Origin of the sequence: Kitasatospora sp. NPDC057904, from assembly GCF_042887925.1 — a bacterium.
GTDB lineage: Bacteria > Actinomycetota > Actinomycetes > Streptomycetales > Streptomycetaceae > Kitasatospora.
In genome coordinates this window covers 556,024-570,689 of record NZ_JBHVOL010000004.1, presented here as the reverse complement: position 1 = coordinate 570,689, position 14,666 = coordinate 556,024, and the positions used below count along the sequence as shown (strand labels likewise).

At 73.6% G+C, this 14,666-nt stretch carries 14 protein-coding genes; 8 read left to right on the top strand and 6 right to left on the bottom strand.

Annotated features, from left to right (window positions below):
- Nucleotides 1-60: 60 nt before the first annotated feature.
- Both ACFVSN_RS14230 and ACFVSN_RS14225 read left to right on the top strand, forming a co-directional pair.
- Nucleotides 61-744, top strand: a complete 684-nt coding sequence (locus ACFVSN_RS14230) for a response regulator transcription factor (protein WP_359971215.1) — start codon at nt 61-63, stop codon at nt 742-744.
- The gene (locus tag ACFVSN_RS14225; protein ID WP_380436367.1) at nt 741-2,132 is read left to right on the top strand and encodes an ATP-binding protein; all 1,392 of its coding nucleotides are present in this window, start codon (nt 741-743) and stop codon (nt 2,130-2,132) included. Before ACFVSN_RS14230 ends, ACFVSN_RS14225 begins: the two co-directional genes overlap by 4 nt.
- 70 nt (nt 2,133-2,202) lie before the next feature.
- On the opposite strand, the gene efeB is transcribed toward ACFVSN_RS14225, so the two are convergent.
- The 3 genes from efeB to ACFVSN_RS14210 all read right to left on the bottom strand — a co-directional run bounded on the left by efeB (nt 2,203) and on the right by ACFVSN_RS14210 (nt 6,207).
- The gene (efeB, locus tag ACFVSN_RS14220; RefSeq protein WP_387955231.1) at nt 2,203-3,558 is read right to left on the bottom strand and encodes an iron uptake transporter deferrochelatase/peroxidase subunit; all 1,356 of its coding nucleotides are present in this window, start codon (nt 3,556-3,558) and stop codon (nt 2,203-2,205) included.
- On the bottom strand, nt 3,558-5,642 hold the full coding sequence (gene efeU / locus ACFVSN_RS14215; RefSeq protein WP_380436363.1) for an iron uptake transporter permease EfeU: 2,085 nt from the start codon (nt 5,640-5,642) through the stop codon (nt 3,558-3,560). The genes efeB and efeU overlap by 1 nt, the downstream gene beginning before the upstream one ends.
- A 256-nt stretch (nt 5,643-5,898) precedes the next feature.
- On the bottom strand, nt 5,899-6,207 hold the full coding sequence (locus tag ACFVSN_RS14210) for a hypothetical protein (protein ID WP_380436361.1): 309 nt from the start codon (nt 6,205-6,207) through the stop codon (nt 5,899-5,901).
- Between the two features lie 398 nt (nt 6,208-6,605).
- On the opposite strand from ACFVSN_RS14210, the gene ACFVSN_RS14205 reads away from it, so the two are divergent.
- A complete protein-coding gene (locus tag ACFVSN_RS14205; RefSeq protein ID WP_380436456.1) occupies nt 6,606-8,231 on the top strand; it encodes a cytochrome bc complex cytochrome b subunit in 1,626 nt (541 codons plus the stop codon).
- Nucleotides 8,232-8,316: 85 nt separating this feature from the next.
- Here the strand turns inward: ACFVSN_RS14205 and ACFVSN_RS14200 are convergent, their stop codons facing one another.
- Entirely contained in the window at nt 8,317-8,694 is a 378-nt protein-coding gene (locus ACFVSN_RS14200; RefSeq protein WP_380436359.1) for a hypothetical protein, read from the bottom strand.
- Between the two features lie 212 nt (nt 8,695-8,906).
- Here ACFVSN_RS14200 and ACFVSN_RS14195 point away from each other — a divergent pair, with 212 nt between their 5' ends.
- From ACFVSN_RS14195 to ACFVSN_RS14180, 4 genes are all read left to right on the top strand, one after another.
- Nucleotides 8,907-9,323, top strand: a complete 417-nt coding sequence (locus ACFVSN_RS14195; RefSeq protein ID WP_387955229.1) for a hypothetical protein — start codon at nt 8,907-8,909, stop codon at nt 9,321-9,323.
- Nucleotides 9,320-10,393, top strand: coding sequence for a polyprenyl synthetase family protein (locus tag ACFVSN_RS14190; protein WP_380436355.1), 1,074 nt, complete (start codon nt 9,320-9,322; stop codon nt 10,391-10,393). The genes ACFVSN_RS14195 and ACFVSN_RS14190 overlap by 4 nt, the downstream gene beginning before the upstream one ends.
- Before the next feature lie 128 nt (nt 10,394-10,521).
- Nucleotides 10,522-11,178: an NADPH-dependent F420 reductase gene (locus ACFVSN_RS14185; protein ID WP_387955228.1), complete on the top strand. Its 657-nt coding sequence runs from the start codon at nt 10,522-10,524 to the stop codon at nt 11,176-11,178.
- 64 nt (nt 11,179-11,242) lie between these two features.
- Complete coding sequence (locus tag ACFVSN_RS14180; protein WP_380500547.1) at nt 11,243-11,680, top strand: YchJ family protein; 438 nt, start codon at nt 11,243-11,245, stop codon at nt 11,678-11,680.
- A gap of 42 nt (nt 11,681-11,722) precedes the next feature.
- Here ACFVSN_RS14180 and ACFVSN_RS14175 read toward each other — a convergent pair whose 3' ends face one another.
- Nucleotides 11,723-12,763: a polysaccharide deacetylase family protein gene (locus ACFVSN_RS14175; protein WP_387955226.1), complete on the bottom strand. Its 1,041-nt coding sequence runs from the start codon at nt 12,761-12,763 to the stop codon at nt 11,723-11,725.
- A 210-nt stretch (nt 12,764-12,973) separates the two neighbouring features.
- Here ACFVSN_RS14175 and ACFVSN_RS14170 point away from each other — a divergent pair, with 210 nt between their 5' ends.
- A complete protein-coding gene (locus ACFVSN_RS14170) occupies nt 12,974-13,504 on the top strand; it encodes a GNAT family N-acetyltransferase (RefSeq protein ID WP_387955225.1) in 531 nt (176 codons plus the stop codon).
- A gap of 12 nt (nt 13,505-13,516) precedes the next feature.
- On the opposite strand, the gene ACFVSN_RS14165 is transcribed toward ACFVSN_RS14170, so the two are convergent.
- A complete protein-coding gene (locus ACFVSN_RS14165; protein ID WP_387955224.1) occupies nt 13,517-14,413 on the bottom strand; it encodes a carbohydrate kinase in 897 nt (298 codons plus the stop codon).
- Nucleotides 14,414-14,666 lie beyond the last annotated feature (253 nt).

The following is a 14,666-nucleotide window of genomic DNA, read 5'->3' as shown; positions in this document are numbered from 1 at the left end:
GCCGGCCGGCCCCGCCCCCCGCCTGGAACCGCCGTGCACACGCCAGGGAGAATCCCACGCATGACCCACACCGTGCTGATCGCCGAGGACGACCGCGCCATCCGCGACTCCCTCACCCGCGCCCTGCAGCTGGAGGGCTACCGCGTGCGCACCGCCGCGGACGGCGCCCGGACGCTGGCCGCCCTCGACGAGCAGCGCCCGGACGTCCTGGTCCTCGACGTGATGATGCCCGCCCCGGACGGCCTGGAGGTCTGCCGCCGGCTGCGCGCCGCGGGCGACCGCACGCCCGTGCTGATGCTCACCGCCCGGGTCGAGGTCCAGGACCGGATCGCCGGGCTCGACGCCGGCGCGGACGACTACCTGGTCAAGCCCTTCGACGTCGGCGAGCTGTTCGCCCGCCTGCGCGCCCTGCTGCGCCGCAACCCCCCGGAGCAGCCCGTCGAGGACGTCCTGGCCGTCGCCGACCTGCGGGTCGAACCGGGCGCCCGGCGGGCCTGGCGCGCGGGCGAGGAGCTGGAGCTGTCCAGGACCGAGTTCGACCTGCTGGAGCTGCTCACCCGGCACGCCGGCTCGGTGCTCGACCAGGCCACCGTCTACGAGCGGATCTGGGGCTACGACTTCGGCCCCGGCTCCAAGAACCTCGCGGTGTTCATCGGCTACCTGCGCCGCAAGCTCGACCGCCCCGGCCTGGCACCGCTGATCCACACCGTCCGCGGCGTCGGCTACACGCTGCGCGCCTCGTGACCCGCCCGCGCCGCTTCGACCCGCGCCGGCTCCGGCCGCGCCCGGGCCTGCGCACCACCATGTCGCTGGCGTTCGCCGCGCTGGCCGTCCTGGTGGCGGTGCTGATCGGCGCCCTCGGCTACCACGCCGCCGCCGCGCTGATCCGCGACGACGAGAAGGCCGACTTCACCACCGCGCTCCAGTCGGTGGGCAACCAGGTCACCCGGCAGACGCTGTACCCCGGCGACTTCAACGGGCCGACCGGTCTGAGCGAGCAGCTGCTGCGCCCGATCCGGGTCACCGCGCAGGCGCTCGACGCCAACGGCGCCGTCCTCCCGGGCAGCTCCCACGTCGTCCTCCCGGGCGCGCCGGACGACGGCGACCTCGCCCGGGCCACCGCCCCCGCCCGGACGGTGATCGGCGTGCGGCACGTCGGCGACGCGACCTACCGGGTCGGCGTCGTCTCGCTCGGCGGCGGCCGGGGTGCCGTCCAGGTCGTGCAGGAGACCGGCGACGTCGAGGACCTGCTGTACGCCCTGCGGGGTCAGATGGCGGCCGTGGTGGCCGCCGTCGCCCTGCTCGCGGGTGCGGCCGGCTGGCTGCTCGCCCGCCGGATCACCGGACGCCTGGTGCGGCTGACCGACGTCGCCGAACTGGTCGCCGACAGCGGCCGGCTGGACGTCCCGGTGCCGGCCGCCGGGAGCGACGAGGTCGGCCGGCTCGGCCGGGCCTTCGACCGGATGCTCGGCCGGCTCGCCACCGCCAAGGAGAACCAGCGCCGGCTGGTCCAGGACGCCGGGCACGAGCTGCGCACGCCGCTCACCAGCCTGCGCACCAACCTCTCGGTGCTCCCCAGCCTGGACCGCCTGCCGCCCGCCGAGCGCACCGCGCTGCTGGACGACCTGGCCGAGGAGGCCAAGGAGCTGACCCTGCTGGTGGACGAGCTGGTGGCGCTGGCCGCCGAGCAGAAGGCGGACGAGGACCCGGTCGACGTGGTGCTGGCGGACGTGGTCCGCGAGGCCGCCGCCCAGGCCCGCCGGCGCACCGGCCGCGAAATCGCCGTGGACGCCGACGCCACCGTGGTCACCGCCCGCCCGGACGCGCTGGCCCGCGCGGTGGGCAACCTGCTCGACAACGCGGCCAAGTTCGACCCGGCCGGGGCCGCCCCGATCGACGTCGTCGTGAGCGGTCCCAGGGTCGAGGTGCGCGACCGCGGTCCCGGCATCGACCCGGCCGACCTGGAGCGCGTCTTCGACCGCTTCTACCGGGCCACCGCCGCGCGCAGCCTGCCCGGTTCGGGGCTCGGCCTGGCCATCGTCCACGAGGTCGCCACCTCGCACGGCGGCACCGCGTTCGCCGTCAACCGGGACGGCGGCGGCGCCGTCATCGGCTTCACCCTCGGCGACTGACGGGCCGCGGACGCGCGAACGGCCCCCGGAACTCCTCCAGAGTTCCGGGGGCCGTGGCGCGCGCGGGGTGTCAAGCGGAGGCGAACAGCCCCCGGCCGAGCCAGTCGGCGTCGTCCTTCACGCCCGGCAGGACGAAGAAGTACCCGCCGCCGGTCGGCGAGATGTAGTCCACCAGCGGCTCGCCGACGAGGCGGGTCTGGGTGGCCTCGAACTGCCGCACCACGTCCTGCTGGTAGCAGCAGAAGACGAGGCCCATGTCGAGGTTGCCGGCCTTGTCGATGCCGCGGTCGTAGTTGAAGCCGCGGCGCAGGATGCGCGAGGTGTCGGTGTCCGCGGTGCGCGGGTTGGCGAGGCGGATGTGCGCGTTGAGCGGGATCGCCTTGCCGTCCGGGTCCTTGGCGTAGTCCGGGGCGTCGTTCTCCTGGTGGCCGTCGAGCGGGGCGCCGGTGTCGCGGCGGCGGCCGAACATCTTCTCCTGCTCGGTGAGGGTGACGCGGTCCCAGAACTCGATCAGCATCCGGATGATCCGGATGACCTGGTAGCTGCCGCCGGTCGCCCACGCGGGCTCGCCCATGCCGTCGGTGACCCACACCAGCCGGTCCATCTCGCGGGCGGAGGCGGTGTCCGGGTTGACGATGCCGTCCTTGAAGCCGAGCAGGTTGCGCTGGGCTCCGTCGGGGCGGGACTGGTTCTGGAAGCCGTCGATCCGCCAGAGGATCTGCATCGCGCCGCGGGTGTGCCGGGTGATGTCGCGCAGGGCGTGCAGGACGGTGTCCTGGCGGTCGGCGCAGATCTGCAGCGAGAGGTCGCCGTGGAGCTCGGCGGCCTGCAGGTTGTCGTTGGGGAAGGTCTTCATCGGCGCGAGCTTGACGGGCTTGGCCTTGGCGAGGCCGTAGCGGTCGTCGAAGAGCGAGGCGCCGACGCCGACCGTCACGGTCAGGTTGTCGGTGGCCACGACCGGGCCGAGGAGGCCGCTGTCGGAGGGCGGCGCGCCGACGCCGAGGTCCGGCGGGGTGCCGCCGGCGGTGAGGAAGCGGATCCGCTCGGTCAGGGTCCTGAACAGGTCCTCCAGGGCCTTGCGGTCCTGGGCGATCACCTGGCAGGAGACGAAGGCGGCGTAGCCGGGCGCCGGGGTGGTGACGCCGGCCTGGTGCGCGCCGTGGAAGGGCACGACGCCGTTGGAGGCCTGGTGGCCGTCGCCCGCGGCGGCCGGCTCGGCGGAGAGCGTGAACGCCGCACCGGTGCCCGCCAGGACGGCCGCCCCCGCACCCGCGCCGAGCGCCGCCCGCACGAAGCTGCGGCGGGCCGGGCCGGCCGGGCAGCCGCCCTGGCCGGCGGCCTCGGCGGCGGCCTGCTGCGCGGCGGCAGCGGCGGAAGCCCCGTGCGGGAACGGGCAGGAGCCGGTGGCTGCGGTGTGGTCGGTCATCAGGCGGCCTTCCGGATCTCGAGCAGGGCGGGGATGGGGGACAGGTCTTCGAGCAGCTGGCCGGTGGCGCCGTTGAGCCGGCGGCGGGCGTCGGCGGGCAGCTTGTCCAGCGGGGTCCAGCCGTCGGCGGTGCGGGCGGCCGCGACGAGGTCGCCGACGCGCTTCATCCCGGTGTTGACCCGGACGAGGACCTGCGGGTCGCGCTCGTCGAGCAGCGGCTGGAGGAGCGTCAGCAGCTCCTGGGTGCCGGCCAGGTTGGCCTGGGTGGTGGCGAGGCTGGTGCCGCTGCCCATGTCGGTGTCGCCGGTGAGCTCGAACTGGAGGGTGTTCTCCAGGATCTCGTGGGCGCGCAGCGGCAGGTCGGCCGGGTCGAAGTCCTGGGTGGGGAAGTCGTGCACGAGGGTGGCGACGTCGCGGGCGAGGCCGTCGGCGACGGGCGTGAGGTCCGCGGCGGACTGGCCGTGCCACAGGCCGTACTCCAGGCGCAGGAAGCCGGTGAAGCCCGGGTCCGCGGTCTTGTCGGGGAGCCCGTCGGCCCGGCCGTCGATCTTGCCGTCGAGGTCGGCGAAGGTGCCGTAGGCGGCGCCGAGCGAGGCGTACTGGAGGTGCGCGGTGAGCCAGTCCGCCCGGGCGGTCGCGAGGTCGCCGCCGTGGATGTCGGCCTGGAGCTTCTGGGACTGCGTCATGAGGGTCGCGAGGCCCTTGTTGACGTAGTCCTTGTAGGCGTCGAGCGGGGCGTTGAGGTCGCCGTCGCCGACCGGCTTGACGGCCTTGACCTCGCTGCCGCCGGTGACGTGCACGGAGGCCGAGGTGACGGACTTGCCGCCGGTGGGCACGCAGCGCCAGGCGTAGTCGCCGGTGCCGATGGTGGCGGTCAGGGCGCGGGTGGTGCCGGGCGCGAGGCCCTCGACCTCGCCGTAGACGGCGCCGCTGGCCGGGTTGACCAGGTACACCTCGGAGACCTTGTCGCCGGTGTTGCGCATCTGGAAGACCTGCTGGCCGGGCAGCGGGGCGGTGAAGCCCTTGCCGCACTCCTGCTCGGAGACGGCGACGGTGGCGGCGCTGTCCTTCTTGCCGTCGCTGACGGCGATGACGGCTCCGGCGACGACGGCCGGGACGGCGACCAGCGCGGCCGGGAGCACCCACCGCGGCCGGCCGGAGGCGGCGGGCGCGGGGGTCCCGGCAGCCGTCCCGGTGGCCTTCTCCTCCGTCTGCTCGGCCGCCTGCTCGGCCGTCTTCTCCGCCGTCTGCTCGGCGGCGGGCGCGGCCTGGCCGGCGCGCAGGCCCTGCAGGAACAGCGTCATGACGATGCACAGGTAGGCGACGTAGGCGACGACCTGGAGGACCGTCATGGTGACGGTGAGGTTGAGCGTGCCCTGCACGAGCGTGGCGTACCAGGACTGCGCGTCCAGGTGCCCGCTGAGGTCGAACGCGTACGACGTGGAGCCGCCGACCAGCCCGGACTCCTGGAGGTCGCGCAGGCCGTAGCCGAGCACGCCCGCCGCGATGACGATCAGGCCGGCGCCGGTGATGGTGAAGAACCGGGTGAGGTTCATCTTGAGCGCGCGCCGGTACAGGCCCCAGCACAGGCCCGCGGCGAGCACCAGGCCGACCGCGGCGCCGATCAGCGGGCCGGTGGACTCACCCGCGGTGCGGACGTTGGTCCACAGGAAGAGGGAGGTCTCCAGGCCCTCGCGGGCGACGGCGAGGAAGCTGGTGAGCACCAGCGCGCCGGCGCCCAGCGCCAGCGAGGCCTCGACCTTCGAGCGGATCTCGGCCGACAGGCTGCGCGCGGAGCGGCGCATCCAGAAGACCATGGCCGTGACGAAGCCGACCGCGATCAGGCTCAGGATCCCGCCGAACGCCTCCTGGGCGTGGCCGGACAGGTTCGCGGCGGTGAAGGTGAGCACCGCGCCGAAGCTGAGGCTGACGGCGACGGCCGCCGCGACGCCGGTCCACACCTGGGGCAGGCGCCCCTTGCGGTCGAACCGGACGAGGGTGGCCACCAGGATCGACACGATCAGGCCGGCCTCAAGGCCCTCCCGCAGCCCGATCAAAAAGCTGGGAAACGCTTCATCCCACATGCAGCGGGCTCCTCCCCCGGTCACCCCGGGTCGTACCTGTCCTCGGAGTCCCACCGCGGTGACGGGGGACGGCACAGCCGAACGCCCCGGACTGGTTCGGTCCAGGGCGCCTCGGCTTAGCTTAGGCAAACCTTAGAGGTGCAGGGAGCCACTGAACCCGCCACCAAGGTAAGGGTTAGGTATGAAACCCACCTTCCGTCTCAGCATTCGACCCGGCCTCCGGCGCGCCGCCTTCCCGGCGCACCAGCGCTAGGACTCAGCCCCACCACTGCTCGGGAACGGTCTCCGGCTCGGCCGGGACTCCGACGGGATCCGGGACGGGCGCCACGTGCAGGTCGCCGCCGTCCGCCTCCGCGACCTCGTGGCCGGCCTCCCGCAGGACGACCGCCGCCGCTCCGAGGACGGCGGCGCGCACCCCTTCGGGCGAATCGCCGCCCGGCGGCCAGCCGACCACCACCCCCTCCGGACCGGGGCCGATCCGCAGCGGGGACGGGCCGGCGGCGTCGAGTCCGGCGCGGGAGAGGGTCGCGGTCACGTCAGCGAGGAGTTCACGGTGATCCACCATTGGCGCAGCGTAGGCCCGGGTTCCCGCGACCCCGGGCCGCGGCGCGCGCCGAAACGGTTCGGCGGCACCCGAGCGCAGCACCGGCCGCGTCCCGGACGGCCGATCGCGGGCCCCGGGACCCCCGTCCGGCCCGACACGAGCGGCCGGACGGGCCGATGGACGTGCACAGTCGGCCCCCTGCCGACAGCATGACAGAGTAAGCGATCCATCACCCTGAGCAACGGGACCAGCGGTCACCAGCACCGCGGGCCGGATCCGCCCGGCGGTCCCGTATCGAGAGGTCCCATGATCACATCACTCCGCCGGCCGGCGTTCTCGCCGACGGGCCTCCAGCACGGCACGCCGAGGACGCCGGGGAGCCCGTCGTGAGAACCGACCAGCAGTCGCAGCCGGGACCGGTGACCACCAGTACGCGTGACCAGCCCGCGAACAAGGCCGAGGCCCTCGCCGACTGGGCCGACGGCCGCCTCGGCATCTACTCCCTGGCGAAGGCCAACCTGCGCAAGATCTTCCCGGACCACTGGTCCTTCATGCTGGGCGAGATCGCGCTCTACACGTTCGTCATCATCATCCTGACCGGCGTCTGGCTGACGCTGTTCTTCAACCCGAGCATGGGCGAGGTCGTCTACAACGGCTCGTACGTCCCGCTCAAGGGCATCCAGATGTCGGAGGCCTACGCCTCCACGGTCAACATCAGCTTCGAGGTCCGCGGCGGCCTGCTGATGCGCCAGATCCACCACTGGGCGGCCATCGTCTTCATCGCCGCGATGCTGACGCACATGATGCGCGTCTTCTTCACCGGGGCGTTCCGCAAGCCTCGCGAGGTCAACTGGGTCTTCGGCGCGCTGCTGCTCTTCCTCGGCATGTTCGACGGCTTCATGGGCTACTCGCTGCCGGACGACCTGCTCTCCGGCACCGGCATCCGCTTCATGGAGGGCGCCGTCCTGGCGGTGCCGATCGTCGGCACGTACCTGCAGTTCTTCATGTTCGGCGGGGAGTTCCCCGGACACGACATCATCCCGCGGCTGTTCACCGTCCACATCCTGCTGATCCCCGGGATCATGGTGGGCCTGCTCGCGGCGCACCTGATCCTGGTCTTCTACCACAAGCACACCCACTTCGCGGGGCCCGGCCGCACCAACGACAACGTCGTCGGCATGCCGCTGCTGCCGGTCTACACCGCCAAGGCGGGCGGGTTCTTCTTCCTGGTGTTCGGCATCATCGCGCTCATGTCGGCGATCGCGACGGTCAACCCGATCTGGGCCTACGGGCCCTACCGCCCCGACCAGGTGTCCACCGACGCCCAGCCGGACTGGTACATGGGCTTCTCCGAGGGCCTGATCCGCGTCATGCCGGGCTGGGAGATCAGCGTCTGGGGCGGCCACACCCTGAACCTCGGGGTGTTCGTCCCGCTGATGGTCTTCCCGACCGTCCTGCTGGTCATCTGGTGCTACCCGTTCCTGGAGGCGTGGGTCACCGGGGACCGCGGCGAGCACCACATCGCCGACCGGCCGCGCAACGCTCCGGTGCGCACGGCCTTCGGCGCGGCCTGGATCAGCCTGTACCTGATCCTGCTGGCCGGCGGCGGCAACGACCTGCTCGCGACCCACTTCCACCTGTCGATCAACGCGATCACCTACGCGGTGCGGATCTGCTTCTTCGCGCTGCCGGTGGTCGTCTTCGTGATCACCAAGCGGTGGTGCATGGGCCTCCAGCGCCGCGACAAGGAGAAGGTGCTGCACGGCCGCGAGACCGGCGTCATCCAGCGGCTCCAGCACGGCGAGTTCATCGAGGTGCACGCGCCGCTGCCGCAAGGCCGGATGTACACCCTCACCTCGCACGACCAGCCGGAGCCGGTCGAGCTGGAGCCCGAGGTGGACGAGAACGGCGTGGCCCGCAGGGCCGGGCTGTTCACCCGCGCGCGGGCGAAGCTGTCGCGCGGCTTCTACGGCGAGGGCAGCCGGATCGCCAAGCCGACCGTCGAGGAGCACCAGGAGATCAGCAGCGGCCACGGCCACCACTGATCCCCGCACACGCCGAGGGCCCGCCGCAGCGTCTGCGGCGGGCCCTCGGCGTCGCGGCGTCCTGTCGCGGCGCCCTGTCGCAGCATCAGCCCCGCAGGATCGCGGGCACGGCGGCGAACAGCGCGGCCGCCAGCGTCACGGACAGGCAGAGGGCGGCCCACCGGGCGCAGATCCGCCGGCACTCGCTGCGGTAGCGGGCGGCGAGGCGGCGGCAGCGGTCGACGGCACGGTCCACGACCTCCTCGGCGTAGCGCAGCCGGTCGGCGGCGTAGGCCCGCTCCAGGCTCTCGCGCTCGGCGGCCGGCAGCCAGGCGAACTGGCCGGCGAAGGCCCGGGCGTCCCGCTCGGCCGCGGCGACCTCCGCCTCCCAGGCCAGGAAGCCCTCCAGGCGGGCGATCTCCACGCGGGTGTCCACCTTCTGCCGCGGGGTCCGCGCCTTCGGCGGACGCTGTCTGCCACCCATTGACCGCTCCTTCGTGCCGTCGCCAGCTCCTTCGCAGCGAAACCACGCAACTACTATCAGTGACGAACGGAGGGTACCGGGCGACTCGCCGAGCCCCGGGCGCCGAATGGGGCCGCGAACTCCGGACACGCTCCGCGCACGGGCGTGTACCATCGGCAAGCATTGCGACGGTGCACCCCGGGCTGGCCGGGGCACGAGCCAGGAGGTCGGCCATGCCCGATGCCGGTCGGTTCAGCGGGGCGGGCGAGCAGGGCGAGCGGGCGGTCTCGGAAGCCGCCGCCGTCCTGGAGCGCGAGTTGGCGGCCGGTCTGGCCGACGCCAAGGCGGCAGGCGAGCGCCTCGTCGACGAACACCGCGTCGACCAGGAGGAGTTCGGGCGGCTGGTGCGCCGGGTCTCGGACAACACCCACGAACTGATCGACGCCGTCAGCGCCCGGGTGCTGGGCAACACGGCCGGCGACGCCGCCGAGCACACGCGCAGGATCGCCGAGAACGCCCACGACATCGTCGACCTGCTGCTCAACCTCAGCCGCCTCGCGCCGGCCCTCGCCAACCAGGGCCTGAGCACCGCCTTCGGACCGCAGCGCACCGCCGCCGCCGGGGAGCCCGACGAGCGGCCCGGGGAGTGACACCGCCCCGGCTCACGGGCGGCGCCGAACTGGTCGAACGGGTGCTGGCCCGCTACCGGGAGCGCACGGTGGCCGCGCTGCTGCGGCACATCCCCGAGCAGAGTCCGCCCTACCTCTACGACCTGGCCGCCGACTACCCGGCCCGCCCCGGCAAGGGCCTGCGCGCGGCGCTGTGCCTCGCCACCTGCGCGGCCTTCGGCGGCGACCCGGGCCGCGCGCTCAACCCGGCCGTCACCGTCGAGCTGTTCCACAACGCCTTCCTGATCCACGACGACATCCAGGACGGCAGCGAGCTGCGGCGCGGCGAACCCACCCTCCCGGCCGCGTACGGCGTCGAGGTCGCGCTCAACGTCGGCAACGCCACCCACCTGCTCGGCCTCCAGCGGCTGATGGCCAACCGGCGGGGGCTGGGGGGCGAGCTGGCCTGGCGGCTGTTCGAGGAGACCGAGCTCATGTGCCGCCAGTCGCTGGAGGGCCAGGCCCTGGAGATCGCCTGGATCCGCGACAACGCGTGCGCCCTCGTCCCCGGCGACTACTACCGGCTGTGCCTCAAGAAGACGTCCTGGTACACCTTCCTCTACCCGTGCCGCACGGGCCTGCTGGTCGCCGAGGGCCCCTCGGCGGACTCCGGCCGGCTGGACCGGTTCGGCTGGTACCTGGGCGCGGCCTACCAGATCCAGGACGACGTGCTGAACCTCGCCGGGACGCAGGAGGAGTACGGCAAGGAGATCGCCGGGGACCTCTGGGAGGGCAAGCGGACGCTGATGCTGATCCACCTCCTGGAGCGCTGCTCCCCCGCCGAACGCACCAGAGCCGAGCGGTACTTGAGCCGTACGAGGTCCCAGCGCGGCCCGGAGGCCGCCGAGGACGTGCGGTGGCTGCTCGACCGGCTCGCGGCGTACGAGTGCGTGGAGAGCGCGCGGCAGGCGGCGGCCGGGCTGGTCGCGGCGGCGGAACGGGAGATCGACGGGGTGCTCGGCGCGACCGACGCCTGCGGGGAGCAAGAGGCGGACGAGGCACGGGAGTTCCTCCTCGCGCTGCCGGGATTCGTGGTCGAGCGGGGACGCTGACTGCCGCAGGCCGGCCCGCAACCGGGACCCGTTCGCCGGACGGTCCTTCGGGACTGAGCCCGGGTCAACTATCGTCGTCGCCGGCAACGCTCCACGAGGGCGCGTTTCACGGGAGATGCGGAGTAGCTGTGCGCATCGGAATCATCGGCACGGGCGTGGTCGGGCAGACGCTGGCGAGCAAGCTGGTGTCGCTCGGCCACGAGGTCACCCTGGGCTCGCGGACCAAGGACAACGAGAAGGGGCTGGCCTGGTCCGCCGCGGCGGGCCCGCACGGCCACTGCGGCACCTTCGCCGACGCGGCGGACTTCGGCGAGGTGGTGTTCAACGCCACCGGCGGCACGGTCGCGCTGTCGGCGCTGCGGGCGGCGGGGGCCGAGCGGCTGGCGGGCAAGCTGCTGATCGACGTGTCGAACCCGCTGGTGTTCTCCCCCGAGGGCGAGCTCACCCTCGACCCGGTGAACACGGACAGTGTCGGCGAGCAGATCCAGCGGGAGTTCCCGGCGGCCCGGGTGGTCAAGGCGCTCAACACGATGAACGTCGCCGTGATGGTCGACCCGGCCGTCCTGCCGGGCGAGCACAACCTGTTCGTCTCCGGGAACGACGACGCGGCCAAGGCCGAGGCGGTCGCGCTGCTCGGCGAGTTCGGCTGGCCGGCGGAGTGGATCATCGACCTCGGGGACATCAGCGGCGCCCGCGCGACCGAGATGATGATGCCGTTCTGGCTGCGGCTCTACCGCCACTTCGACACCGGCGAGTTCAACTATTCGTTCAAGCGCAACGCGTAACGGCCGCCCGAGGGGCGCGGGGGCGGCGCGCGGGGAGCGGAGCGCACGGGGGACAATGGACCGCATGTCCCGACGTCGCCCCGCTCCCCGAGCCGCCGCCCCCGCGCCCCGGCTGCTGCCCTCCTCCCCGTGCCCGTGCGGCCTGTCCGCCTCCTACGGCGACTGCTGCGGCCGGATGCACCGCGGTGTGGCGGAGGCCCGCACGGCCGAGGCGCTGATGCGCTCCCGCTTCAGCGCGTTCGTCGTGCAGGACGAGGCGTACCTGCTGCGCAGCTGGCACCCGGACACCCGGCCGGACTCGGTGGACTTCGACCCGGCGCTGCGCTGGACCCGGCTGGAGGTCGGCGCCACCACCGAGGGCGGCGCGTTCCACTCCGAGGGCACCGTCGCGTTCCGCGCGTACTGGACGGAGGGCGACGAGGAGGGAGTGCTCAGCGAGAACAGCCGGTTCGTCCGGCACGAGGGCGCCTGGGTGTACCTCGACGCCCTCTCGCTCGGCTGAGACCGGCTGCCCGCTCCCGGCTCCCGGCTCCCGCCCGCACGGCTACAGGTAGTCGTCCAGACGCCCGAGGGCGTAGCCCTGTGCCGTGACCTCGTTCAGGACCTTGCGGAGCAGGTCCGGCATCGTGGCCTTCCAGTCCTCGGTGCCCCGGAAGTGGGTGAGGATGATGTCGCCCGGGTGGAGCTTCTGGTCGTCGTAGCGCCACTCCATGTGGTCCGGGAAGGCCTCCTCGTTCCACAGCGGCACCGCCTGGACCCCGCACGACCCGGCCGCGCGCAGCGTGTCGTCGTTGTACTCGCCGTACGGCGGGCGGAACAGCCGGGGGCGGACGCCGATCTGCTGCTCCAGCTGGTCCTGCTGGGTGCAGATCTCGTAGCGCTGGGTCTCGTAGTCGTGGATCTTCAGGTTGCGGTGGTTGATGGTGTGGTTGTTGATCTCCACGCCCTGGGAGTGGAGGTCGCGGAAGTAGCCGTAGTTCTCTCGGGCGAGGTAGTCGGAGACGAAGGCGCTGAGCGGGATCCCGAGCTCGGCGGCCATCTTGTTGAACTGCGGGTCCTTCTCGGCGCCGTCGTCGACGGTCAGGAACACCACCTTGTCGTCGGTGGGGACGCGGAACACCACGGGCGGGCGGCCGTCCTTGAGCTTCACGCCCTGCATCGCACGCAGCCGGGGCTTGGCGGCCGGGGGCGGGGGCGCCTTCAGCGGCGGCTCGGCCAGGCCCCAGCGCTGGGCGGTCTCGAACGCCGCGCGGACGGCGGTCTCCTGGCGGGCGACGGCCTCGCTGCTGCTCTCCTCCTCCTTGCGGGCGAGGCCCGGCAGCATGGGCGGCGCGGCGGGCGGGCGGGCCCCCGCCCGGTCGACGGCGGGCTCCCCGGCAGCCGCCGCCTCCGCCTGGGCGGCCGGTGCGGCGCTCGGGGCGTTGGCGACCTCCGCGGCCTTGGCGGCGTTGGCGGCGCCGGCGGGTGCGGCCTTGGGCCCGGCGGGTCCGGACGGCCCGGCGCAGCCGGCGACGACGGCGGAGAGGCAGACGGTGGCCAGCAGACCGGTCCGCAGACCCCTCCGGGCCGGGTGACTGCCCTTCAAACCCCCATTAATGCGATGATCTGATGGTGCGTTCATAACGCCACTGCTCCCCCGGAGGGCACCCCCGTCAATCCCCCCGTCACCCGCACGGCAGAACGACCCGCCCGGGACCTTGCCCAAGCTTTGCCCTGCGCAGGACTGCCGGACGGCCCCGCACGCACCGCGAAAACCCTTTGCCGCCGGGCCGCCCGCACGGCGACCATGCGGGGTATGACCACCGGCACCACCGCACCCGGCCCGGCCTGGACCGTCGCCCCCGCCGACGTGACCACCGACGAGGCACTGGCCCTGCTGCGCGAGTACTACTACGACGTCGCCAACCGGTACGGACGGCTGCACCACGGCGAGGACTTCGACGCCGAGGTCCTGGAGGCCGGCCTGGCCGACACCCCCAGCGACGACCTCGCCGAACCCACCGGCCTGTTCCTGATCGGCCGCTACGACGGCCGCACCCAGTCCTGCGCCGGGCTGCGCCGCCTCGACGCCGCCACCGTCGAGCTCACCCGCGTCTACGTCCGCCCCGGTCTGCGCGGCACCGGCGGCGGCGCCCGCCTGCTCGCCGCCGTCGACTCCGCCGCCCTCGCCCTCGGCGCCGGGCGCATCGTGCTCGACACCCGCCTCGACCTCGTCGAGGCCCGCGCCCTCTACACCCGCCACGGCTACCGCGAGATCCCCGCCTACAGCACGGGCCCGTACGCCGAGGTCTGGTACGGCAAGGACCTCACCGAGGCGGCGCGGTAAGGCACTTGGGGCCTACCGGGCCAGCGCCTCGGCCAGCTCGGCGGACGAGGGCGGGTTCGCGCCGGGGCGCGAGACGGTGACGGCCGCGGCCGTCACCGCGTGCGCGAGGCAGACCGCGAGCGGGGCGCCGCCCGCGCGGGCGTGCAGGAAGGCTGCCATGAAGGAGTCCCCGGCGCCGACGGTGTCCGCGACCCGCACCGGGCGGGCGGCGACCTGCTCCCGGGCGCCGTCGGCGGTGAGCGCGACGGCGCCGGCCACCCCCAGCGTCACGGCGACGACGGCCGGGCCGAGCCCGAGCCAGTGCCGGGCGACGGACTCCGGATCCTCGTCCGGGTAGAGCCAGGCCAGGTCCTCGTCGCTGGCCTTGACCACGTGGCTGAGGGCCACGCAGCGCTCGACCCGGCGGACGGCCCCGGCCCGCTCGCCCATCAGCGCGGGCCGCACGTTCGGGTCGTAGCTGACGCTCGCCCGGCCGCGCAGGCGCTCGACGACCCCCAGCACGGCCGCCGCGCCCGGCTCGGTCACGGCCGCGATCGAGCCGATGTGCAGGTACCCGGGCACGTCAGGCCCCAGGAGATCGACACCGTGGGGAGTTCCGAGCGTCCAGCCGATGTCGAAGGCGTACTGCGCGCGCCCCTCGCCGTCCAGCTCGACGACGGCCGAGGGCGTCCGCGCCACGGCCTCCGCGCGCACCGTCACCCCGGCCGCCTCCAGGTGCGCCCGGATCAGGCGCCCGTGGGCGTCGTCCGCGAGCTGTGTGAGGAGCGTCGCCGCCCGCCCCAGACGCGCCAGGCCGTACGCGACGTTCGCCGGGCTCCCGCCGGGGTGCACTCGGTCCGGTACGCCGTCGGCGCGGACGACGTCGGCGACGCACTCGCCGATCACCAGGAAGTTCGGGGACGTGGTCACAGCGGCTCCTGGCGGTCCGGCGCGGAAGGGTCGGACCGCAAGCCTACGGCTGTGGGCGGGCATGAGAGTACGGCCGCCGGACCTGGCCAGGTTCTCCGACGGCCGTGGCCCCGCCCGTCAGGGGGCGGAACTCTTCGACCGTATGACGGAGGGCCACCGCGCCGCTACCGCAGTGCTCCGTCCGGGGGACGCGACCGTGTCGCGGTAAACCCGCCCGGGAGGCCGCGTCCGTCCACTACCATCCGTGCCCGGA

Coding starts and splice junctions, on each gene's coding strand:
- ACFVSN_RS14230 (WP_359971215.1), top strand. CDS start 61: ATGACCCACACCGTGCTGATCGCCGAGGACGACCGCGCCATCCGCGAC.
- efeB (WP_387955231.1), bottom strand. CDS start 3,558: ATGACCGACCACACCGCAGCCACCGGCTCCTGCCCGTTCCCGCACGGG.
- efeU (WP_380436363.1), bottom strand. CDS start 5,642: ATGTGGGATGAAGCGTTTCCCAGCTTTTTGATCGGGCTGCGGGAGGGC.
- ACFVSN_RS14200 (WP_380436359.1), bottom strand. CDS start 8,694: ATGGGTGGCAGACAGCGTCCGCCGAAGGCGCGGACCCCGCGGCAGAAG.
- ACFVSN_RS14180 (WP_380500547.1), top strand. CDS start 11,243: ATGTCCCGACGTCGCCCCGCTCCCCGAGCCGCCGCCCCCGCGCCCCGG.
- ACFVSN_RS14210 (WP_380436361.1), bottom strand. CDS start 6,207: ATGGTGGATCACCGTGAACTCCTCGCTGACGTGACCGCGACCCTCTCC.
- ACFVSN_RS14170 (WP_387955225.1), top strand. CDS start 12,974: ATGACCACCGGCACCACCGCACCCGGCCCGGCCTGGACCGTCGCCCCC.
- ACFVSN_RS14195 (WP_387955229.1), top strand. CDS start 8,907: ATGCCCGATGCCGGTCGGTTCAGCGGGGCGGGCGAGCAGGGCGAGCGG.